General features: G+C 67.3%; 17 protein-coding genes. 2 read left to right on the top strand and 15 right to left on the bottom strand.

Annotation, left to right across the window (positions count from 1 at the left end):
* The first annotated feature begins 3 nt into the window (after positions 1–3).
* Both D5301_RS10445 and D5301_RS10440 read left to right on the top strand, forming a co-directional pair.
* Positions 4–561 (top strand): flavin reductase family protein, encoded by a 558-nt coding sequence (locus tag D5301_RS10445; protein ID WP_153855649.1) that lies wholly within the window; start codon positions 4–6, stop codon positions 559–561.
* A gap of 34 nt (positions 562–595) precedes the next feature.
* Entirely contained in the window at positions 596–2548 is a 1953-nt protein-coding gene (locus D5301_RS10440; RefSeq protein WP_153855648.1) for an acetyl-CoA hydrolase/transferase C-terminal domain-containing protein, read from the top strand.
* An 89-nt stretch (positions 2549–2637) separates the two neighbouring features.
* Here D5301_RS10440 and D5301_RS10435 read toward each other — a convergent pair whose 3' ends face one another.
* The 15 genes from D5301_RS10435 to pilM form a co-directional block, all read right to left on the bottom strand.
* Positions 2638–2943: a HigA family addiction module antitoxin gene (locus tag D5301_RS10435; protein WP_014038309.1), complete on the bottom strand. Its 306-nt coding sequence runs from the start codon at positions 2941–2943 to the stop codon at positions 2638–2640.
* Between the two features lie 11 nt (positions 2944–2954).
* Complete coding sequence (locus D5301_RS10430) at positions 2955–3233, bottom strand: type II toxin-antitoxin system RelE/ParE family toxin (protein ID WP_093999576.1); 279 nt, start codon at positions 3231–3233, stop codon at positions 2955–2957.
* 308 nt (positions 3234–3541) lie between these two features.
* Positions 3542–5539: a transketolase gene (tkt, locus tag D5301_RS10425; RefSeq protein ID WP_049442708.1), complete on the bottom strand. Its 1998-nt coding sequence runs from the start codon at positions 5537–5539 to the stop codon at positions 3542–3544.
* Positions 5540–5754: 215 nt separating this feature from the next.
* Positions 5755–7074: a dicarboxylate/amino acid:cation symporter gene (locus D5301_RS10420; RefSeq protein ID WP_110713434.1), complete on the bottom strand. Its 1320-nt coding sequence runs from the start codon at positions 7072–7074 to the stop codon at positions 5755–5757.
* A 57-nt stretch (positions 7075–7131) separates the two neighbouring features.
* Positions 7132–8847, bottom strand: a complete 1716-nt coding sequence (locus D5301_RS10415; RefSeq protein WP_110713436.1) for a BatD family protein — start codon at positions 8845–8847, stop codon at positions 7132–7134.
* Positions 8844–10682: a tetratricopeptide repeat protein gene (locus D5301_RS10410; protein ID WP_153855647.1), complete on the bottom strand. Its 1839-nt coding sequence runs from the start codon at positions 10680–10682 to the stop codon at positions 8844–8846. The genes D5301_RS10415 and D5301_RS10410 overlap by 4 nt, the downstream gene beginning before the upstream one ends.
* Positions 10679–11683, bottom strand: a complete 1005-nt coding sequence (locus D5301_RS10405; RefSeq protein ID WP_153855646.1) for a VWA domain-containing protein — start codon at positions 11681–11683, stop codon at positions 10679–10681. Before D5301_RS10405 ends, D5301_RS10410 begins: the two co-directional genes overlap by 4 nt.
* Complete coding sequence (locus D5301_RS10400) at positions 11680–12129, bottom strand: DUF4381 family protein (protein WP_153855645.1); 450 nt, start codon at positions 12127–12129, stop codon at positions 11680–11682. The genes D5301_RS10405 and D5301_RS10400 overlap by 4 nt, the downstream gene beginning before the upstream one ends.
* Positions 12126–13055, bottom strand: a complete 930-nt coding sequence (locus tag D5301_RS10395) for a DUF58 domain-containing protein (protein WP_110713443.1) — start codon at positions 13053–13055, stop codon at positions 12126–12128. The genes D5301_RS10400 and D5301_RS10395 overlap by 4 nt, the downstream gene beginning before the upstream one ends.
* An 8-nt stretch (positions 13056–13063) precedes the next feature.
* The gene (locus D5301_RS10390; RefSeq protein ID WP_110713444.1) at positions 13064–14089 is read right to left on the bottom strand and encodes a MoxR family ATPase; all 1026 of its coding nucleotides are present in this window, start codon (positions 14087–14089) and stop codon (positions 13064–13066) included.
* A 173-nt stretch (positions 14090–14262) separates the two neighbouring features.
* Positions 14263–16230 (bottom strand): type IV pilus secretin PilQ family protein, encoded by a 1968-nt coding sequence (locus tag D5301_RS10385; RefSeq protein ID WP_153855644.1) that lies wholly within the window; start codon positions 16228–16230, stop codon positions 14263–14265.
* Between the two features lie 21 nt (positions 16231–16251).
* Positions 16252–16788 carry a pilus assembly protein PilP gene (locus tag D5301_RS10380; protein ID WP_239496496.1) on the bottom strand — a complete coding sequence of 179 codons (537 nt, stop codon included), beginning with the start codon at positions 16786–16788 and terminating at the stop codon, positions 16252–16254.
* Positions 16785–17441 (bottom strand): type 4a pilus biogenesis protein PilO, encoded by a 657-nt coding sequence (gene pilO / locus D5301_RS10375; protein ID WP_110713450.1) that lies wholly within the window; start codon positions 17439–17441, stop codon positions 16785–16787. The genes D5301_RS10380 and pilO overlap by 4 nt, the downstream gene beginning before the upstream one ends.
* Positions 17438–18334, bottom strand: a complete 897-nt coding sequence (locus D5301_RS10370) for a PilN domain-containing protein (protein WP_153855643.1) — start codon at positions 18332–18334, stop codon at positions 17438–17440. Before D5301_RS10370 ends, pilO begins: the two co-directional genes overlap by 4 nt.
* The coding region (gene pilM / locus D5301_RS10365) for a type IV pilus assembly protein PilM (RefSeq protein ID WP_153855642.1) at positions 18334–19196 on the bottom strand (863 nt) is incomplete at its 5' end. The genes D5301_RS10370 and pilM, both read right to left, overlap by 1 nt.

The following is a 19196-nucleotide window of genomic DNA, read 5'->3' as shown; positions in this document are numbered from 1 at the left end:
CGGATGAAAGCGCTGCCCAAGAAGGACGTCCCGGTCGAGCACGCCCGCCGCTTCCTCGAACCCGGCCCGATCGTGCTGGTCAGCACGGCGTGGCGTGGCCAGCACAACCTGATGACGATGGGCTGGCACATGGTGATGGGCATGTCGCCTTCGCTGGTCGCCACCTACCTGTGGCACGAAAACCACAGCCACGCATTGGCGCGCGGCAGCGGCGAATGCGTTATCAACGTGCCGGGGGTGGAACTGCTCGATACCGTCGTGGACATCGGCAACTGCAGCGGCCGCGAGGTCGACAAATTCGCCCGTTTCGGGCTCGATGCGCAGCCCGCGCGTGAGGTTGGCGCACCGCTGGTCGGGCAGTGTCATTCCTGCTTCGAATGCCGCCTCTACGACGACAGCCAGGTCGCAGCGAACAACCTGTTCATCTGGGAAATCGTGCGCGCCCACGTGGCGCCACGGCCGAAGCTGCCACGCACGGTGCATTACCGCGGCGATGGGCAGTTCATGGTGTCCGGTGCGGAAGTCTCGCGTCGACGGCGGTTCAAGCCCGACATGCTGTAATGCCCGCACTCCCCCACACGCAGGACCACCGCGCATGACCGAACACCTCACCGACCTGGACGCCGCCGTCGATTGGTTGTTTGCGCGCGTGGACGGGCCGCTGCGGATCGGGGCACCGCTGGCACTGGGCAAGCCGCATCGGCTGCTCAATGCCCTCTACGCACGCGTCGAACACGATCCTTCGCGGCCGCTGCAGCTGTATACCGCGCTGTCGTTGAACCCGCCGAAGGCGCGCGGCAACGGCCTGGAAGCGCGCTTCATGGCACCGTTCGCGCAGCGTCACTTCGGCGACGATTTCCCGCGCCTGGCCTATGGCGATGCGATCGCGCGCGACGCGTTGCCGGCACATGTGCAGGTGGAGGAGTTCTACATGCAGTCCGGCGCCCTGCTCGGTTCGCGCCAAGCGCAGTCCAGCTATACCAGCCTGAACTACACCCACGCCGCCGATGCCGTAGCGCAGCGCGCGCCGCAGGTGATCGTGCAGAAGGTGGCGATGCGCCCGGATGACCGCCGGCTCTCGCTGTCGTGCAACAACGACATCACCCAGGACACGCTGGATGCGATGACCGCGCGCGGCCTGCCGCGCCCATTGATGATCGCCGAGATCGATCCCCAGCTGCCCTATCTGGGGGGCTCGGCGACGGTCGATGTGTCGTTCTTCGATCTGGTGATCACCCCACCGCCGCCGTACCCGGCGCTGTTCGGGCTGCCGCGGCAGCCGGTCGGCGATGCCGACTACGCCATTGGCCTGTACGCCAGCACACTGGTGCGCGACGGCGGCACCCTGCAGATCGGCATCGGCACGCTGGCCGACGCGCTCAGCCATGCGCTGGTGCTGCGCCACACCGACAACGCGCGCTACCGCCGCGTGCTGCATGCGCTGGATCCACAGCTGGCCAGCCACCCGCTGGTGCAGGAGATCGGCGGACTGGATCCGTTCGAGGTCGGCCTGTATGGCTGCAGCGAGATGCTCAACGAGGGCTTCCGCCGGCTGGTGCAGACCGGCGTGATCAAGCGCAAGGTGCACGACGACCTGGCGCTGATGCAGCGCATCGAGAATGGCAGCACGCTGTCCATCGACCACGCCACCCTGGCCGCCGAAGGCGAGTACCTGCATGGCGCCTTCTACCTGGGTTCGCCGGAATTCTACGAGTGGTTGCGCACGCTACCGGAAGACGAATGCCGTGCGATCGGCATGCGCCGCATCAGCGAGATCAACCAGCTCTACGGCGGCAACGAGACGCTGGAGCGCCTGCAACGCCGCCATGCGCGCTTCTTCAACTCCTGCATGATGGCCACTGCACTGGGCGCGGCCGTGTCGGATGCGCTGGACGACGGACGTGTGGTGTCCGGCGTGGGTGGCCAGTACAACTTCGTGGCGATGGCACATGCCCTGCCGGAAGCGCGCAGCGTCCTGATGTTCCGCGCGGCGCGCGATGACAAGGGCCGGCGCGAATCCAACGTGCGCTGGAACTACGGGCACACCACCATCCCGCGCCACCTGCGCGACATCTACCTCAACGAGTACGGCATCGCCGACCTGCGTGGACTGACCGACGAGGACTGCGTGCATGCGATGACGGCGATCACCGAAGCCCCGTTCCAGGGAGGCCTGCTGCAGCAGGCACACGCCTCGCGCAAGCTGCTGGCGGCCACGCAGCCGGATCCACAGCATCAGCAACGCAACACGCCGCAGGCACTGGCTGCGGCACTGGCCCCATTCCGCACCGATGGCAGCCTGCCCGACTATCCGTTGGGCAGCGACTTCAACGAGATCGAGCAGGTGCTGGTGAAGGCGCTGGGTTGGCTGAAGGCCAACACGCAGACCCGTGGCGACAAGCTGCGTACCGTCTGGTCAGCGCTGCGCCAACCGGCTGGCGACGGCGATGCGGTGTACCTGCAGCGCATGGGCCTGCAGGCCCCGAAGGATTTCGCCGAACGCCTGGACGCGCGACTGCTGCGCCTCGCACTGGCACGCACCGCCTGAAAAAAAGGGGACGGAGGGGATTAAGTCGTTTGTGCATAAACGACTTAATCCCCTCCGTCCCCTTTTTCTCATCCACGCATGGCGTGGATCTACCGCTCTATCCTCACTGCATCCTCAAGATACAGACGGGCAATCGGTGGATGCGCTCGATGCTCGACCTGCCACAGGTCATATGCCGCCTGCATCGCCAGCCACATGCGGGCATTGCCCAGACCTGCAAGCTCAAGGCGGAATGCGAGTTCCGCGGAGATGCCCGCGTGCCCGTTGATGATTGTCGACAGCTGTCCGCGCGAATAGCCAAGATGCTGCGCCAGCGCACTGATCGACATACTGATCGCTGGCAGGATGTCTTCGCGCAGCGATTCCCCGGGATGCGGCGGATCATGCAACGGCATCGAGCAGACTCCTAGTGGTAATCAAGGTAATCGACCAGTTCGACGTCGAGCCCACGAAAGCGGAACACCAATCGCCAACTCGCCGAGACACTTACAGCCCAGTAGCCGCTATAGCTCCCGCGCAGGGGATGCAGGCGATTTCCGGGCAGCCCCATGTCCCCAGGCACGCGTGCCTGATCCAGCTGCAGAAGCAAACGCCGCAACCGAGCCACATGATCGGCACGGACTCCGGAAATGTCGCCCCGCTCATAGAGCGCTTTCAGGCCCTTGTGCCTGAAGCTGACGATCATGCGGCCCCAGTGTAAGGCATCACCTTACACCCCCGCAAATCCACCATGGGTTTCTGCGCCGCTCTTCTTGTCCATGACTACTTCCGGGGGTACCTCGGCAGGCCCTCCTTTTCGCAAGGAATGCAGGTTAGATGAAGAGGCCAACGCGACACTGGTGCCGCGGGGGGCAACATGCCGGACAAAAAAAGGGACGGAGGGGATTAAGTCGTTTGTGCAAAAACGACTTAATCCCCTCCGTCCCCTTTTTCTTCCGGCAACGAGAAAGGCCGGCTTGCGCCGGCCTTTCCCTTCCTGCTTCGCGAGGCTGCTTACAGCGCCTTGGCGGCTTCCACCACGTGGGCAGTGGTGATGCCGAAGTGCTTGTACAGCTGGTCGGCCGGGGCCGAGGCACCGAAGGTGTCGATACCGATCACGGCACCGTCCAGGCCGACGAACTGGCGCCAGAAACCGGTGACACCGGCTTCCACCGCCACGCGCTTGCGCACGGCGTTCGGCAGTACCGATTCACGGTAGGCCGCATCCTGGCGCAGGAACACGTCGGTGGACGGCATCGAGACCACGCGGGTCTTGATACCGGCCGCGTCCAGCTGGGCCTTGGCTTCGGTGGCCAGCGAAACTTCCGAACCGGTGGCGATCAGGATCACGTCCGGGGTACCGGCGGCATCGGCCAGCACGTAGCCACCGCGCTCGATCTGGGCGATCTGCTCGGCGTTGCGCGGCTGGTGCGGCAGGTTCTGGCGGCTGAACACCAGGCAGCTCGGGCCGTCCTGGCGGGTGATCGCAGCCTTCCAGCTCACCGCCGACTCGACCGCATCGCACGGACGCCACACGTCGTTGTTCGGGATGTAGCGCAGCGAGGCCAGGTGCTCCACCGGCTGGTGGGTCGGGCCGTCTTCGCCCAGGCCGATCGAGTCGTGGGTGTAGACGTGGATGGCGTGCGCCGGAATCAGTGCGCTCATGCGCACGCCGTTGCGGGCGTAGTCGCTGAATACCAGGAAGGTGGCGTCGAACGGAATGAAGCCGCCGTGCAGGGCCAGGCCGTTGGCAATGGCGGTCATGCCGAACTCGCGCACGCCGTAGTACACGTAGTTGGCGTTGGCGTCGTCGCTGGCAACCGACTTGCTGCCCTTCCACAGGGTCAGGTTGGAGTGCGCCAGGTCGGCCGAGCCACCGACGATTTCCGGCAGCAGCGGGGCGTAGGCTTCGATGGCCAGCTGCGAGGCCTTGCGCGAAGCGATCGTCGGGCCTTCAGCGGCCACCTGGGCGATGTAGGCATCGGCCTTGGCAACGAAGTCGGCCGGCAGCTCGCCGTGCGAACGGCGGGTCAGCTCGGACGCTTCAGCCGGGTACTGGCTGGCGTACTTGTCGAACAGCTGTTCCCACTCGGCCTGGCGCAGGGTGCCAGCGCCATTGGCGCGCCAGCCGTCGTAGATCGCCTGCGGGATCTCGAACGGACCGTATTCCCAGCCCAGCTGCTTGCGGGTGGCTTCCAGCTCGTCCTTGCCCAGCGGAGCGCCGTGGCTGGATTCCTTGCCCGCCTTGTTCGGCGAACCGAAACCAATGGTGGTGCGGCAGCAGATCAGGGTCGGCTTGTCGCTCTGCGACAGCGCGGCCTCGATGCCGGCCTTGATGCTTTCCGGGTCGTGGCCATCGACATCGCGCACGACGTTCCAGCCATAGGCCTCGAAACGCTCCGGGGTATTGTCGGTGAACCAGCCCTCGACGTTGCCGTCGATGGAGATGTGGTTGTTGTCCCAGAAGCAGACCAGCTTGTGCAGGCCCCAGGTACCGGCCAGCGAAGCGGCTTCATGCGACACGCCTTCCATCAGGCAGCCATCGCCCATGAACACCCAGGTGCGGTGGTCGACCACTTCCAGTTCCGGGCGGTTGAAGCGCTGTGCCAGCAGCTTCTCGGCCAGGGCGAAGCCCACGGCATTGGCGAAACCCTGGCCCAGCGGGCCGGTGGTGGTTTCCACGCCCGGGGTCTCGTGGCGTTCCGGGTGGCCGGCGGTGTGGCTGCCCAGCTGGCGGAACAGCTTCAGCTGCTCGATCGGCAGGTCGTAACCGCTCAGGTGCAGCAGCGCGTACTGCAGCATCGAACCGTGGCCGTTGGACAGCACGAAACGGTCGCGGTTGAACCAGTGCGGGTTGCTCGGGTTATGGCGGAGGTAGTCGTTCCAGAGGACTTCGGCGATGTCGGCCATGCCCATGGGCATGCCGGGGTGGCCGGACTTTGCGGTTTCAACCGCATCGGCGGCAAGGAAGCGGATGGCGTTGGCCAACTGGCGACGGGTAGGCTGCGTCATGGTTCTGTCGGAATCGGGAGGCGGCCGCGGACGTGCGGGCGGCCTATTGTCCCATAGTCGCCGGGCGGGGGGTCGGTTCACCTTGCCCGGTCGTGCCGGCCGCTGGCCGGCAACGTCGTCACCTCCGCCGGATTCCGCATGTGAAACGGGGTCGGAGCCCTTTCCCTGCGGAAAGGAATCCGACCCCGATCAGGTCGCCAGCAGTGGCGTTGGACTCAGTCCTGCTGCGGGCCCAGCGCCGGGCCGTCGTGCGATTCGCCCTTGGCCACCAGGGTGGTCAGGGCCAGGTCGCCGGTCACGTTCAGGGCGGTGCGGCACATGTCCAGGAAGTGGTTCACGCCCAGGATCAGGCCGATGCCCAGCGGGTTCACGCCCACCATCGCGCAGATCATCGCCACCACCGGCAGCGAGCCCGACGGCACGCCGGCCGTGCCGATGCCACCGAGGATGCAGACCGCCATCACCATGATCTGCTGGCCGATGCTCAGGTCCACGCCGAAGAACTGGGCCAGGAAGATCACCGTCACGCCCTCGAACAGCGCGGTGCCGTTCTGGTTGGCGGTGGCGCCCACGGTCAGCACGAAGCGCGACACGCGCTGCGGCAGGCCCATCTGGTCGGCCACGCGCAGCGCGGTCGGCAGTGTAGCGTTGCTGGACGCGGTGGAGAACGCCATCACCGTCGCTTCCTGGGTATCGCGGAAGAACGACAGCGGCGAACGTCCGGACAGCCACACCGCGGTACCGTAGGTCACGATCATGTGCAGGCCCAGCGCCAGCACCACCACGCCCACGTAGGCACCAAGGCGGATGATCAGCTCGAAGCCGAACAGTGCGGCCAGGTTGAACATGAAGCAGGCCACCGCATACGGGGCCAGGCGGATGACCAGGTTGATCAGGGTCATCGAGATTTCGAACACGCCTTCGATGGCGCGGCGCAGCGGGGCGACCTTCTCGTTGTCGGTCAGCACCATGCCGATGCCGAACATCAGCGCGAAGAACATCAGCGACAGGATCGCGCCGTTGTCCGACGCCGCCTGCAGCACGTTGCTCGGCACGATCGACAGCAGCATGTCCATGCCCTTCGGCGTGCCATGGATGCCCGCGACGATTTCCTTGCTGCGCTCGGCGTTCTCAGACAGCATCATCGCGGCGACCTGCGGGTCGACGCCTGCACCCGGCTTGAGCAGGTTGACCAGCACCAGGCCGATGCCCACGGCGATGCCGGACAGCAGCACGGTGTAGGCCAGGGTCTTCCAGCCGATGCGGCCGAGGGCGCGGATGTCGCCCATCTCCGACACGCCCATGATCAGCGCCGAGAAGATCAACGGCACGATCAGCATGAAGATCAGATTGAGGAACAGGCCCGACGCCGGGGTGGTGACGTAGTCCATTACCCACTTGGCACCGGCCTGCAGACCATCGACGCTGCCGCCCAGGGCGTGCACGATCAGTCCCAGGACCAGGCCGATCGCAAAGCCGATGCCCATCTTCCAATGCAGGGGCAACTTCTTCTTGTCGGCAGCAGCTGCTGTCATACGCGGGTTTCCTCGAAAAATGAATGCACTCTAACAAAGCGCGCAAGCGGCGCCGGTTCAGGTTCGCCGTGGCGGATACAGCGGCGCCAGGCCAGTGTCGGCGGTACCCGTAGCCGCCGACCAGTGCGGTCCGTCACGGAAGACCTCGCGCAGGCGCGCACGCAGCGGCGCCAGATCACCCTGCCCGCCCCAGCGCGCCTGCTGCAGGTCCTGCAGCACCTGGCGCTGGGCAGCATCCTCAAGCCGCGCGATGACCTGCTCGATGCGTTCAACGCCGGCCATCGCACACAGCTGTGCTTCCACCTGGTCGAAGCCTTCGCCATCCAGCGCGCGGCGCAGTTCGGCCAGGCCGGCACGCCCGCTCGCCATAGTCGGCACAGCGGGCTTGCCCGCCACAGGCGCCACTGCACGCGGGCGCCGGCCACGCTGCCAGCCCCACAGCAGGGTCAACAGCCATAGCAATGCCAGGCCGATGGCGGCGCCCATCCATGGCCACGGACGTTCGGCCAGGCCACTAGCGCGTGGATCGGCCGCCGCGATGCGGCTGTCCTGGCCATCGGCACCGGGCAGCGCCGCATCGGTGTCGATCGGCGGCAACGGTGCCGGTGTGGCCGTGCCACCCCCATTACCCGCGGCGACGACCAACGTCAGGTCCGGCAGCTTCGCTTCCTGTGCCTTGCCGTTGCGCACATCCCACCACGGCAGGCGCGGCCCCGGCACCACCAGCGAACCCGGCTGGCGCGGCACGATCGAATAGCGGCGAGTGATCTTCAGCCGCGGCGTACTGCCGTTGAAGGTCTCTTCGTACTGCGCAGGTTCGGCGAACACCTGCGCAGCGTTGCCGACGTCCGGCACCGGCAGGTCGGTGAACTGCGCGCGGGTCGCGCCTTCGGCAATCGCCTCCACCACCACGTTGGCGGCCTCACCGCTGCGGGCGCTGGTCGGCGCGCTGGTGTAGCGCAGCTGCAGGCTCTGCAGCGGCAGCCATGGCTGCGGCGCCTGTGCCGGTTGTGCCTGCACCTGCAGCGTGCGGTCCGCACCGGTGGCATTCATGCGGCCGTCGCCGCCACCGAAGAAGTCATCGAAGAAACCGCCAGCGCTGCGCCCGTTGAAGCGGGCACCGGCGAGGCGCAACGCACCACTGCGCTCCGGAATCAGCAGGAAGCGGCGTTCGACCATGTTGTAGCGGCGGCCGTTGACCTGGCGCACATCGGTGCGGTCGTCACCTACCCGCTGCAGCGACGCACCCGCCGGGGTATCCAGCACCAGTTCGCCCGACGCCAACTGCGACGCGAAGTACAGACGCACGACCACGCCCACGCTCTGTTGCACGTAAGGCGTCTCGTCATCGACCACGGTCTCGATGAACGCCATCGCATTGCTGTCCGGACCGGCCACGACGGCCGCATCCACCTGCAGGGTCAGCGGCGCGGTGCGCGTGCTACCCACCTGCAGGCCCGGAACCACCAGCGCGCCGCTGCGCCGTGGCGTCAGCGCCACGCCATACAGGTTGCGCTGCTGCATGCTGCCGTTGCTCCACTCCACCTGGCGGCTGCTGGTCTGCCCGCTGAGATCGAAGTCGGTACGCAGCGGTGTGAAGTCTGGCGCGCCCTGATCACTCTCGACATTGAGAGTGACCGTGTCGCCCATCGCGATGCGGTCGCGGTCCAGCCAGGCACGCGGCTGCGCCCAGGCCAGCAGCGGCAGCCACAGCAGCAGTGCCGCCAGTACCTGCAATGGCCAGCGCCCGTGCATGTTGATCGCCCGCGTCATCGCCCTTCCCTCTTCCTGCGTTCGTTTTCCAGCTGGAACTTGGCCCGCAACAGCGCACCCGGATCATCCGGTACACGCCGCATCCACGCCTCCACCGCCTGTTGCTCCTCGCGCTGGCGCGGGGTGCTGCCCTCACTGCCCGGCACCGGCTTGCCGTCCTTGTCAGCCTTGCCCTCGCGCGCCTGCTGCATTGCCTGCTGCATGCGCTGGCGCTGCTGTTGGTCGGCCTGCGCCTGTGCCTTGGCATCTTCCACCTGCGGCGGTGCCTGCTGGCCATCGCGGCCACGCTCGCCGGGCTGCGGGCTCGACTGGGATGTGTCGTCACCCGCCTTGGGCTGCCCCTGCTGGCCCGACCGCGGCTGCCCTTGGCCGGGATCCTGCTGGCCCTGCTGCGGTTGCTGGCCCTGCGGGTTCTGCTTGCCGCGCGAATCGTCCTGCTGCTTCTGCTGGCCGTTCTGCGGCGGCTTCTGCTGATCCTGGCCCTGCCCCCCCGACTGCTTGCGCTTGCGCGCGGCATCGACCACGGCACGGTTGGCCACCGCATCGGCCATGCCGGGATGCAGTGCCAGCGCGCGGTCGTAGGCGGCGATGGCCTCATCGTAGTTGCCCTGGCGTGCCAGCGCGTTGGCCAGGTTGTACCAGCCTGCATCGCTGTCGATGCCTTCGAACTGCTTGCGTGCACTGGCAAAGTCGCCATTGCGGTAGGCCTGTACGCCTTCGGCCAGGCGCTGGTGCTGCAGTTGGTCGGCGCGCTTCCACAGGGTGCCCTGCACGGGCGGCGAAGACGGTGCAGCAGGCGTCTGTGCCTGTACATCCGTCATCCACGGCAACAGGCCAACCGCCAGCACGGCGGCCAGCACCGCGCGGCGACGGAAGGCCAGCAGCGCCAGCAGCATCACCGGCGGCAGCAGCCAGAAGCCCTCGTCACGCCATTGCTTGCCTTCGCCCGGCCGTTGCGCTGCCGTACCCTCGCGCGCATCCAGCACGCCCAGTGCGCGCAGGTCACTGTCATCGGCCGCGATGCGCGCATAGCGCCCACCGCCTGCCGTGGCCAGCGCGCGCAGGCTGCCTTCATCCAGCGCGGCCTGGCGGACCTGGCCACTGCTGTCGCGATAGGCGGCACCGGCTGGCGTGCCCAGGCCCAGCACCGACACCTGCATGCCGAGACTGCGCGCCTGCGTGGCCGCCAGCGTCGCTTCACCGTCGGCCTGATCGGTGACCAGCAGGATCTGCCCCTGCGGCGCAGCAATCTGTCGCATCAACCGGGTGGCCCAGTCGATGCCGCGGTCGGCGCGCTGGCCCTCGCGCGGCATCACATCGGGCGACAAGGCATCCAGATACAACGCAACATTGCTGCCGTCGTCGGTCAGCGGCGCGACGGTATAGGCATCGTCGGCATACACCACCAGGCCGACCTGTCCGCCCTGGCGTGCGCGCAGCAGTTCACCCACCTTGGCCCGCGCCTGCAGCAGGCGCGAGGGCGGCAGATCGGTGGCGGTGATCCGGCTGGACAGGTCCAGCACCACCAGCAACGGCGCGCTGGCCTGGAACATCGGTTGCGCCTGCTGGCGCCAGCTCGGTCCGGCCATCGCCAGCGAGGCCAGCGCCCAGCCCAGCAGCAGTGCCCACGGCAGGCGCGCACGACGGCGCGTTCCGGCAGCCAGCAGATGCGGCAACAGGTGTGCATCCACCGCCTGTCGCCACACATCGCTGCGTCGCTGCCGGTACAGCGCAAGCACCAGGATCACTGGCAACGCGAGCAAGGCCCACAGCCATTCCGGGCGCAGGAAGTGCAGCGCGTTCCAGTCGGGAAGATTCGAAGCCAATGCGATCATCGGCGTCGCTCCGGCCACAGCCAGGCCAATGCGCCCAGCAGCAACGCCAGGCCCAACGGCCATGCATAGCGTTCTTCGCGCGGGCGCAGGCTCGGCCCCTTCGCCGCGATCGGCTCCAGCCGATCCAGCTCGGCATAGATGCCGGCCAGCTGCGCGGTATCGCGGGCGCGGAAGAACTGGCCGCCGGTCATGCTCGCGATCTTCTTCAAGGTGGCCTCGTCGACCGGGTCCTGATCGGCGGAAATGGGAATGCCGAACAGGCGCATGCTGCCATCGCCACCAAACGCAACGGTGTGGATGCGTACGCCTTCCGCACGCGCGACTTCGGCGGCACGCAGGGGTTCCAGCACGCCGGCATTGCTGACGCCGTCGGTCAGCAGGATCAGCACGCGCTGGCCTTCGGGCTGGCTGCGCAGGCGCTTCACCGCCAGGCCGATGGCATCACCGATGGCGGTCTCGCGCCCGGCCAGACCAACCACGCTGTCGCGCAACTGGTCGCGCACGCTGGCCAGATCGGCAGTCAGCGGCGTGAGTGTGTAAGCGCGGTCGCCGAACACCAGCAGGCCGATGCGGTCACCGGCACGGCGGTCGAGGAAATCGGCCAGCACGGCCTTGGCGGCGGTGAGGCGATCGACCGCCTGCCCGCCCAGCACCATGTCGCCCTCGCCCATGCTGCCGGACACGTCCATCGCCAGCATCATCTGCCGGCCCTCCTGCGGTGGCGTGACTGCCTCACCCAACTGCTGCGGACGGGTCAGCGCGATGCACAGCGCGCACCAGCCCAGCCACAGCAGCAGCGTACGCAGCCACGACACATCAACGCGTCCACCACCGGCCAACGCTTCCAGTTCGGTGGCCGCATATGGCACGCGCAGCGCAGCGCCCGGATCGGCACGACGTTTCCACCAATGCATCAGCAACGGCAACGGCAACGCCAGCAGCGCCAGCGGCCACGCCAGCTGCAGGTCCGGCCACGGCCAGTAGCTCGCCAGCAGGTTCATCGACGGCGCTCCAGCAGCATGGCCAGATAGCGCTCACGCGCCCAACTGCGCACGGCGGCCACTTCGCTGGCGTCAACGCGTGGACGGTAGGCCCCTTCGGCCAGCAGGCTGCGGCGGGCATCGGGCAACGTGCCCTGCGGATCCACCCGCCGCCACCAGGCATCATCGCGCAGGGATTCACTGCCAGGCCGTGCCTGACGTGCGGCGCGACGCAGCAATCCTGCGATCGCCGCCAGTTCCGCAGCAGCATCGGCGGTCGATGCCAGCTCCCGGTCGAACAGCTGCAACCAGCGTTGGCGGCGACGGCGACGCTGCCAGCCGAAGAATGCGACCACCAGCAGCACCAGCAGGACCGCACCTGCGATCATCAGATAGCCCGGTGCCGGCGGCCACCATGAGGGCGCGGGCGGCAGCTGCACGTCGCGCAGCGGCAGGTTCGCGCTCATGCCGGCACCTCGGTCGGTGACGGCGCCAGCCAGGCGTCGCTGGCTGCATCGGTGGACAGTACCTGCACGTCGACGCGGCGTGCGCCGAGCTGGCGCCGCAGCGCCTGCAACGGTTCGACGAAGTGCGCCTGCCAATGTGCCTGCACCTCGCTGCGGCGCAGGTCGAGACCGATGCGCTGCTGCGCGGTCTGGAACTGCAGCGCGGCCGAGGGCGGCTGCATCTCCAACGGATCGACCAGCAGCACCAGGCTGAGGTCATGGTGCTGGGCCAGCGCGCCCCAGCGCGCCGGTGGAATGCGGATGGCCTGCTGCGGATCGGCCAGCACCAGCATGCGCGCACCCGGGCGCAGCACGCGGGCGGCGTGGTCCAGCGCGCGCTCCAGGCCGAGGTCATCGGCAGGCGGCTGTGCATACCAGCGGGTGAGTGCATCGAGCACGCGCAACACGCCACGGGGGCCGCCGGCGGGTGCGATGGGCGGCTCACGATCACTGCCGCGCAATGCACCGATGCGGTCGCCCCGACGCTGCGCCGACCATGCGGCGACGGCGCCCGCGCGCGCGGCCTGCACCGACTTGAAGCGCACGCGGGTGCCGAAATACAGGGCCGGCGACGTATCGGCCACGATCAGGCTGACCCGCTCGCGCTCGGCCTGGAACAGCTTGGTGTGGGCACGGCCGGTCCGCGCGGTCACCCGCCAGTCGATATGCCGCGCATCATCACCGGCCACGTACTCGCGTGACTCGGCGTATTCCATGCCGCGCCCACGCAGCGGCGACGGCGCCTGCCCGGCGTTGCCCGCACGGCCACGGCGCGGCGGTGGCGGCCGCTGTGCAAGGCGGCGCAGCGCCACCAGTTCGGACAGCTGCGGGCGCAGCCCGTCGCCATCACTGGCGTTGGATGCAGGTTCCAGGGACGGATCGGTCATGCGCAGGCTCAGGGTGCCGGCACCCGGGCCAGCAGTTCCTGCACCAGGCGCTCACCATCCCAGCCTTCGGCGGTGGCCTCGTAGCTGGGCAGCACGCGATGGCGCAGCACGTCGGCAGCGACCGCACGCACGTCATCAGGGGTGACGAAATCGCGGCCGGCCAGCCAGGCGCGCGCACGTGCGCAGCGTTCCAGCGCGATCGATCCACGCGGGCTTGCACCCCAGGCGATGCGGCGGCCGAGACCGGCGTCATAGCGCGATGGATCGCGCGAGGCCAGCACCAGTTCGATCAGGTAGCGCTCCAGCGCCGGCGCCATGTGCAGGTCCAGTACTTCGCGGCGGGCGTCGAACACATCCTGCATCGGCAGCTTCTCCGGTGCCGGTGCCGCCTCGCCCAGCGCGCCGCGGGCACGCTCGCGGGCCAGCCGCAGGATCTCCGATTCGGCGGCCTGGTCCGGGTAGCTGATGCGCACATGCATCAGGAAACGGTCCAGCTGCGCTTCGGGCAGCGGGAAGGTGCCTTCCTGCTCGATCGGGTTCTGCGTGGCCATCACCAGGAACAGCGACGGCAGTGCGTAGGTGTGGCGACCCACGGTGACCTGGCGCTCGCCCATCGCTTCCAGCAGCGCCGACTGCACCTTGGCCGGTGCGCGGTTGATTTCGTCGGCCAGCAGGATCGGATGGAAGATCGGACCGGGCACGAATTCGAAGCGGCCTTCCTGCGGGCGCCAGATCTCGGTGCCGGTCAGATCGGCCGGCAGCAGGTCGGGGGTGAACTGCACACGGGCGAAATCGGCCTCCAGGCGCGCGGCCAGCGCGCGGATGGCGGTGGTCTTGGCCAGGCCCGGGGCACCTTCCACCAGCAGATGGCCGTCGGCCAGCAGGGCAATCAACAGACGTTCGACCAGTGCGGCCTGGCCCACGATCTCCGCTGACAGCGCGTCGCGCAGCTGGGTGAAGGCGGCATGCAGGCGGGAGGTGGCCGGCGCAGGCGGCGGCGAGGCGGTTTCGGGCATCGGCGGTGGCAGGTTCATGGGGGCCTTTGACCGGCGCGGGACGGCACGGGTTCCCGACATCATCGCAGGGTGCCCTGCGATTGGCATCAAGAACGGCTGAACGGCCCATCCGCGCATGGCGTGGATCTACCGGCGGAAACGAAGAAGGGCCGCACGCGGCGGCCCTTCTTCGCATCGTGGGTTGCGCGGGCTTAGTTCTGCTTGGCCACGCGCAGCACCTTCGGGGTGACGAACACCAGCAGCTCGGCCTTGTCCTTGTTGCGGCCACGCTTCTTGAACAGGTTGCCGAGGAACGGCACGTCGCCGAGGAACGGCACCTTGTTGATGCTGTTGCGGTCGGTGAACTCATATACGCCACCGATGACCACGGTCTGCCCATCCTCGACCAGTACCGCGGTGTTGACCTCGCGGCGGTTGATCGACGGCACCGTGCCGTAACCGTCCAGCTGGATGAGCTGGTCCACTTCGTCCTTCTTCACCTGCATGTTGAGGAAGACGCGGTTGTCGTTGGTGATGGTCGGGGTGACCTTCAGCTCCAGCACCACTTCCTTGAACTGCACGTTCGGCGTGGCAATGCCGCCGGCACCACCACCGCTGATGGTGACGTAGCCGATTTCCTTGCCCTGCTTGATCAGCGCTTCGCGCTGGTTGGTGGTGACCACGCGCGGGTTGGAGATCACTTCGCCACGGGACTCTTCCTGCATGGCCGACAGCTCCACATCCAGCAGGTAGCCGGCGTTGAGGATCGACAGGGCCAGCGAACCCGGATTGCTGGCCGTCGCGACCGGCAGGCTCCAGTTCAGGCCACGGGTGATGGTCGAGCCCGTCGGCACCGGCGGGGGACCGACGCGGCCGCCAGCAATCCAGTCACGCTCGGCCTTGGCATTGTCCTGCGCCGTCTTGACCTGCGATTCGCGGGTCAGGCGATTGGATTCCAGATTGCCGCTGAAGTAGACATTGTCACGGCTGCCACTGATGCCGAACTTCGCACCCAGCTCGCGGGCGAAGGTATCGGTGGCGATGACGATGCGGCTTTCGATCAGCACCTGGTCGACCGGGCGATCAATCACCCCGATCAGCTCGCGCATGCGCGCGATCTTCTTCGGAATGTCGCTGATCATCAGCGTGTTGGTGCGCTCGTCGGCGACGATGCGGCCACGCGAGGACAGGAAGCCGCTGTCTTCCTGCGAGGGCGAGCCCGAGCCACCCGCACCACCGCTTCCGCTGCCGCCGATACCCTTGGCTTCGGTCAGCGCTTTGAAGATCTGGGTGGCGCTGTGGTAGTTGATCTGGACGTAGTCGGTAACCAGGTCCTCGCGGTTCTCGATGGCGATGCGCGCGTCTTCCTTCTCCTGCTCGAACTTGGCCAGTTCAGCCTGCGGAGCGACCCAGATCACGCTGCCGTCGCGGCGCTTGTCCAGGCCCTTGGCACGCAGCACGATGTCCAGCGCCTGGTCCCACGGCACATTGACCAGGCGCAGGGTCACATTGCCCTGTACCGAATCGGACGCCACCACGTTGAGATTGGATTCTTCAGCGATCAACTGCAGCACGGTGCGCACCGGCACGTCCTGGAAGTTGAAGGTCACCGGCTTGCCGGTGAAACCGCGCTGGCCGACAGCCTTGGCGGCCTGGGTGACGCTGCCGGCAGTGACCGCACCGACGGCGGCCGGAGCCTGCCGCGGGCTGATCTCCACCACGTACTCGTTGCCGCTCTGGTAGGCCAGCGATTCCACGGCGCCACCGGTGCTCAGCACCAGCTGGGTGCCGGCACCGGACGGCTTGGCGTCGATGCGCTGCACCGGCGTGGCGAAGTCGGTGACGTTCATCGGCTTCTGCAGGTTGGCCGGCAGTCGGGCGTTGCCGACATCGACCACCACGCTGTTGCCCTGCGTGCGCAGGTCCGGGATCGCACCCTGGCCGTCGAACTGGACGATCAGGCGCCCGGCGCCATCATCGCCACGCTTGAAATCGATCTTGGCCACCGACAGGCCGGCCGGCGCGGTCGCCGGGGCCACGGTAGCGCCCACCGGCTTTTCCGCCGGTGCGGCGGCCAGCGCCGGAGCGCAGGCCAGCATCAGCGCGACTCCCAACGCGCTGACACGGTTCAAGGTAGAGCGCCGGATGGGACGCAGCCCCTTGGCTTGGTGAAAGGTCATCGTGCTATCCCCAGTAAACGATCATTGATCTTCAAGCGAGAGCGTTGCCGGCCGTTCCAGCCAGCCGCCCGCGCCATCCGGCACCAGTTCGATCAGCTCCACGCGGTCTTCGAAGACCGCCGTGACCCGCCCGTCGCTCTGCCCGAGGTAACCGCCCGGGCGCACCCGGTAGGTCACCTTGTCCGGCCCCATCACCAGCGCAACGGTGCCTGCACCGGTGCCGATGGTACCGACCATGTCCAGTGCATCCAGCGGGAAGCCTTCCAACGGCTCCTTGCGCCGGTTCGGATCCGGACGCATTCCGCCATTCCCCTGCTGCGGATTGGTCCAGGCATCGGTGAACGGGTCGCGCATGCCCTGCGCGGAGTACTCGAAGGTCTCGAACTGCTGCATTACCGGCAGCGGCTCCAGCGGCTGTGCCGGTCGTGCACGCTCGCCCTCCACCCACTTTTCAAGATTCGGCGCATCACCCGGCGTGCTGGTCACGCCGCGGCCGCATGCGGCCAGCAGCAGCACGGCAGCCACCATTCCACAACGTGCAAAGAAGGAACGGATCACTTCTTGTCCTCCTTGCCGGCTTCAGCCTTCTGCTGTTCCTGCACCTCGGTCTCGTCCAGGTAGCGATAGGTCTTGACCGTGCCGGACAGTTCCAGCGCGCCACTGCGGACGTTGCCGCTGGTCTTGTCCTTGGGCTTGAGGTTGATGTCGTGCATGGTCAGGATCACCACCCGCGGCAGCGAGGCCACGCCGCTGACGAACGCGCCGAACTGGTGGTAGCTGCCCACCATCCGCAGCTTGATCGGCTTCTCGGCGTAGAACTCCTTGACCTGCTCCTGCTCGGGCTCGAACAGCTCGTTGGTCAGGCCGCTGGACAGCGCGGTCTGCGAAATGTCGATGATCAGGTCCGGCATTTCGGTCTTGCTGGGCAGCTGCCGCAGCATCTGCTGCAGCACCTGCTCCATCTGCGCCAGCTGCTGCTTCAGCGGCGCCAGGTTCACCGCGCGTTCCTGCTGCTTGGTGAACTCCGAACGCAGCTCGGTTTCCTTCGATTCCAGGCCGGCCAGTTCCTCGCGCTTGCCGCTGATCAGCAGCATCCACGCCAGGAACATGATCACCAGTGCCAGCAGCGAGCAGAAGACGATCTTGGCCTTCTGCGGCCAGTTGCCGATGTCGTTGAAATCCAGGTTCTTCAGATCGATCTTCTGGCTCATGCGCGGTCCCCCTGCAGCGGGGCATTGAAGGCCTGCGGCGGCTGCGCCAGGCGGCTGCCCTCAGGCTTCGGGGCAGGCTGGGCAGCCGGTGCGGCCGGTTGGTTCGGCTTGGCCGGAGCAGCGGCCGGCGCACTTGCCGGCGCGGCAGCAGGTGCCGCCGGCGTCGGCGCAGCCGGGTTCGCTGCAGGACCTGCAGCCGGAGCCGCAGGCGTGGCCGCATCCGGGCCAGCGGCGAGCGGTGCCACCGGCGCCGGCGCAGCCGTCGCCACCGAACCGTCGGCGTTCAGGCCCGGCGTCGCCGCCACTTCCTCGCTCTGTGCCGGCAGTTTCACCTTGACCACGAACACGTACGGCAGCGCCTTGATATCCGCAACCGGGCCGGTCTTGCCGTCCTTGTCCTTCTCGGGGTCACGCGCTTCGATGATCGACAGCTCCGGGTTGGTCATCCAACCGGAGGTCTCCAGGTTGCGCATGTAGGCCGAAACACGGGCATTGGACTGGGTACGGCCTTCCAGGGTCAGCACATCGCCTTCCTGCTTCAGCGCGGTCAGCACCAGGCCATCGGGGATCGTGCGCACCAACGCATCGAACAGGTGCACCATCTGCGAGCGCTTGGCCTGCAGTTCCTCGATCACCTTCTTGCGGGCCAGCAGGCGGTCCTTCTGGGCGTCGAGGCGATCGATCTCCTTGTTCTGTTCCTTGACCTTCTCGATCTCGGCTTCCAGATAGGCGTTGCGGTCCATCTGGCCGCTCACCTGGCGGTCGTAGTAGAACCAGATCAGCAGCGACAGCAGCAGGCCACCGATCGCGGCCATGCCCAGCATTGCGTAGAACTCGCGCTGGCGTTGCTTGCGCCGTTCGGCGCGCCAGGGCAATAGATTGATGCGTGCCATCAGTCGAAGCTCCTCAGCGCCAGACCGGTGGCGATCATCAGCGCGGGGGCATCCTGGGCCAGCGCATGCGCGTTCACCTTCGGGCCCAGGGTCATCTGTGCCAGCGGGTTGGCGACCACGGTCGGCACACCCAGCTGTTCCTCGACCATTTCCGGCAGACCGCCGAGCACGGCGCAGCCGCCGGCCAGCACGATGTGGTCGACGCGGTTGAACTCACTGCCCGCATAGAAGAACTGCAGCAGGCGGCTGATCTGCTGGACCGTGGCTTCCTTGAACGGCTCCAGCACTTCCATCTCGTAGCTTTCCGGCAGCCCGCCCTGGCGCTTGGCCAGTCCGGCTTCCTCGTAGCTCAGGCCGTAGCGGCGCATGATCTCGTCGGTCAGCTGCTTGCCACCGAACACCTGTTCGCGGCTGTACAGGCTGCGGCCGCCGCGCAGGACATTGAGGGTGGTCATGGTGGCACCGATGTCGACCAGCGCGACCACACCCTCGATGGATACCGGCAGCTCGCTGGCGACCAGGGCATAGGCGTTCTCGACCGCGAAGGCCTCCACGTCCATCACCTTGGCCTGCAGGCCACCCAGCTCCAGCGCCGACTGGCGCAGTTCCACGTTCTCCGAACGCGACGCGGCCAGCAGCACCTGGACCATCTCCGGGTTGTTCGGGATCGCCCCGATCACCTCGAAGTCCAGGTTCACTTCCTCGATCGGGTACGGAATGTAGTTGACCGCTTCCAGCTCGATCTGGGCTTCCATGTCGTTTTCGTCAAGCTCGGCCGGCATCGGGATCACCTTGGTGATCACCGCCGACCCGGCGACGGCGGCAGCGGCCAGCTTGGTGTAACGGCGCGCGATAAATCGCC

Origin of the sequence: Stenotrophomonas sp. MH181796 (assembly GCF_009659995.1) — a bacterium.
Classification (GTDB): domain Bacteria; phylum Pseudomonadota; class Gammaproteobacteria; order Xanthomonadales; family Xanthomonadaceae; genus Stenotrophomonas; species Stenotrophomonas riyadhensis.
This window is presented reverse-complemented; position numbering and strand designations above follow the sequence as displayed.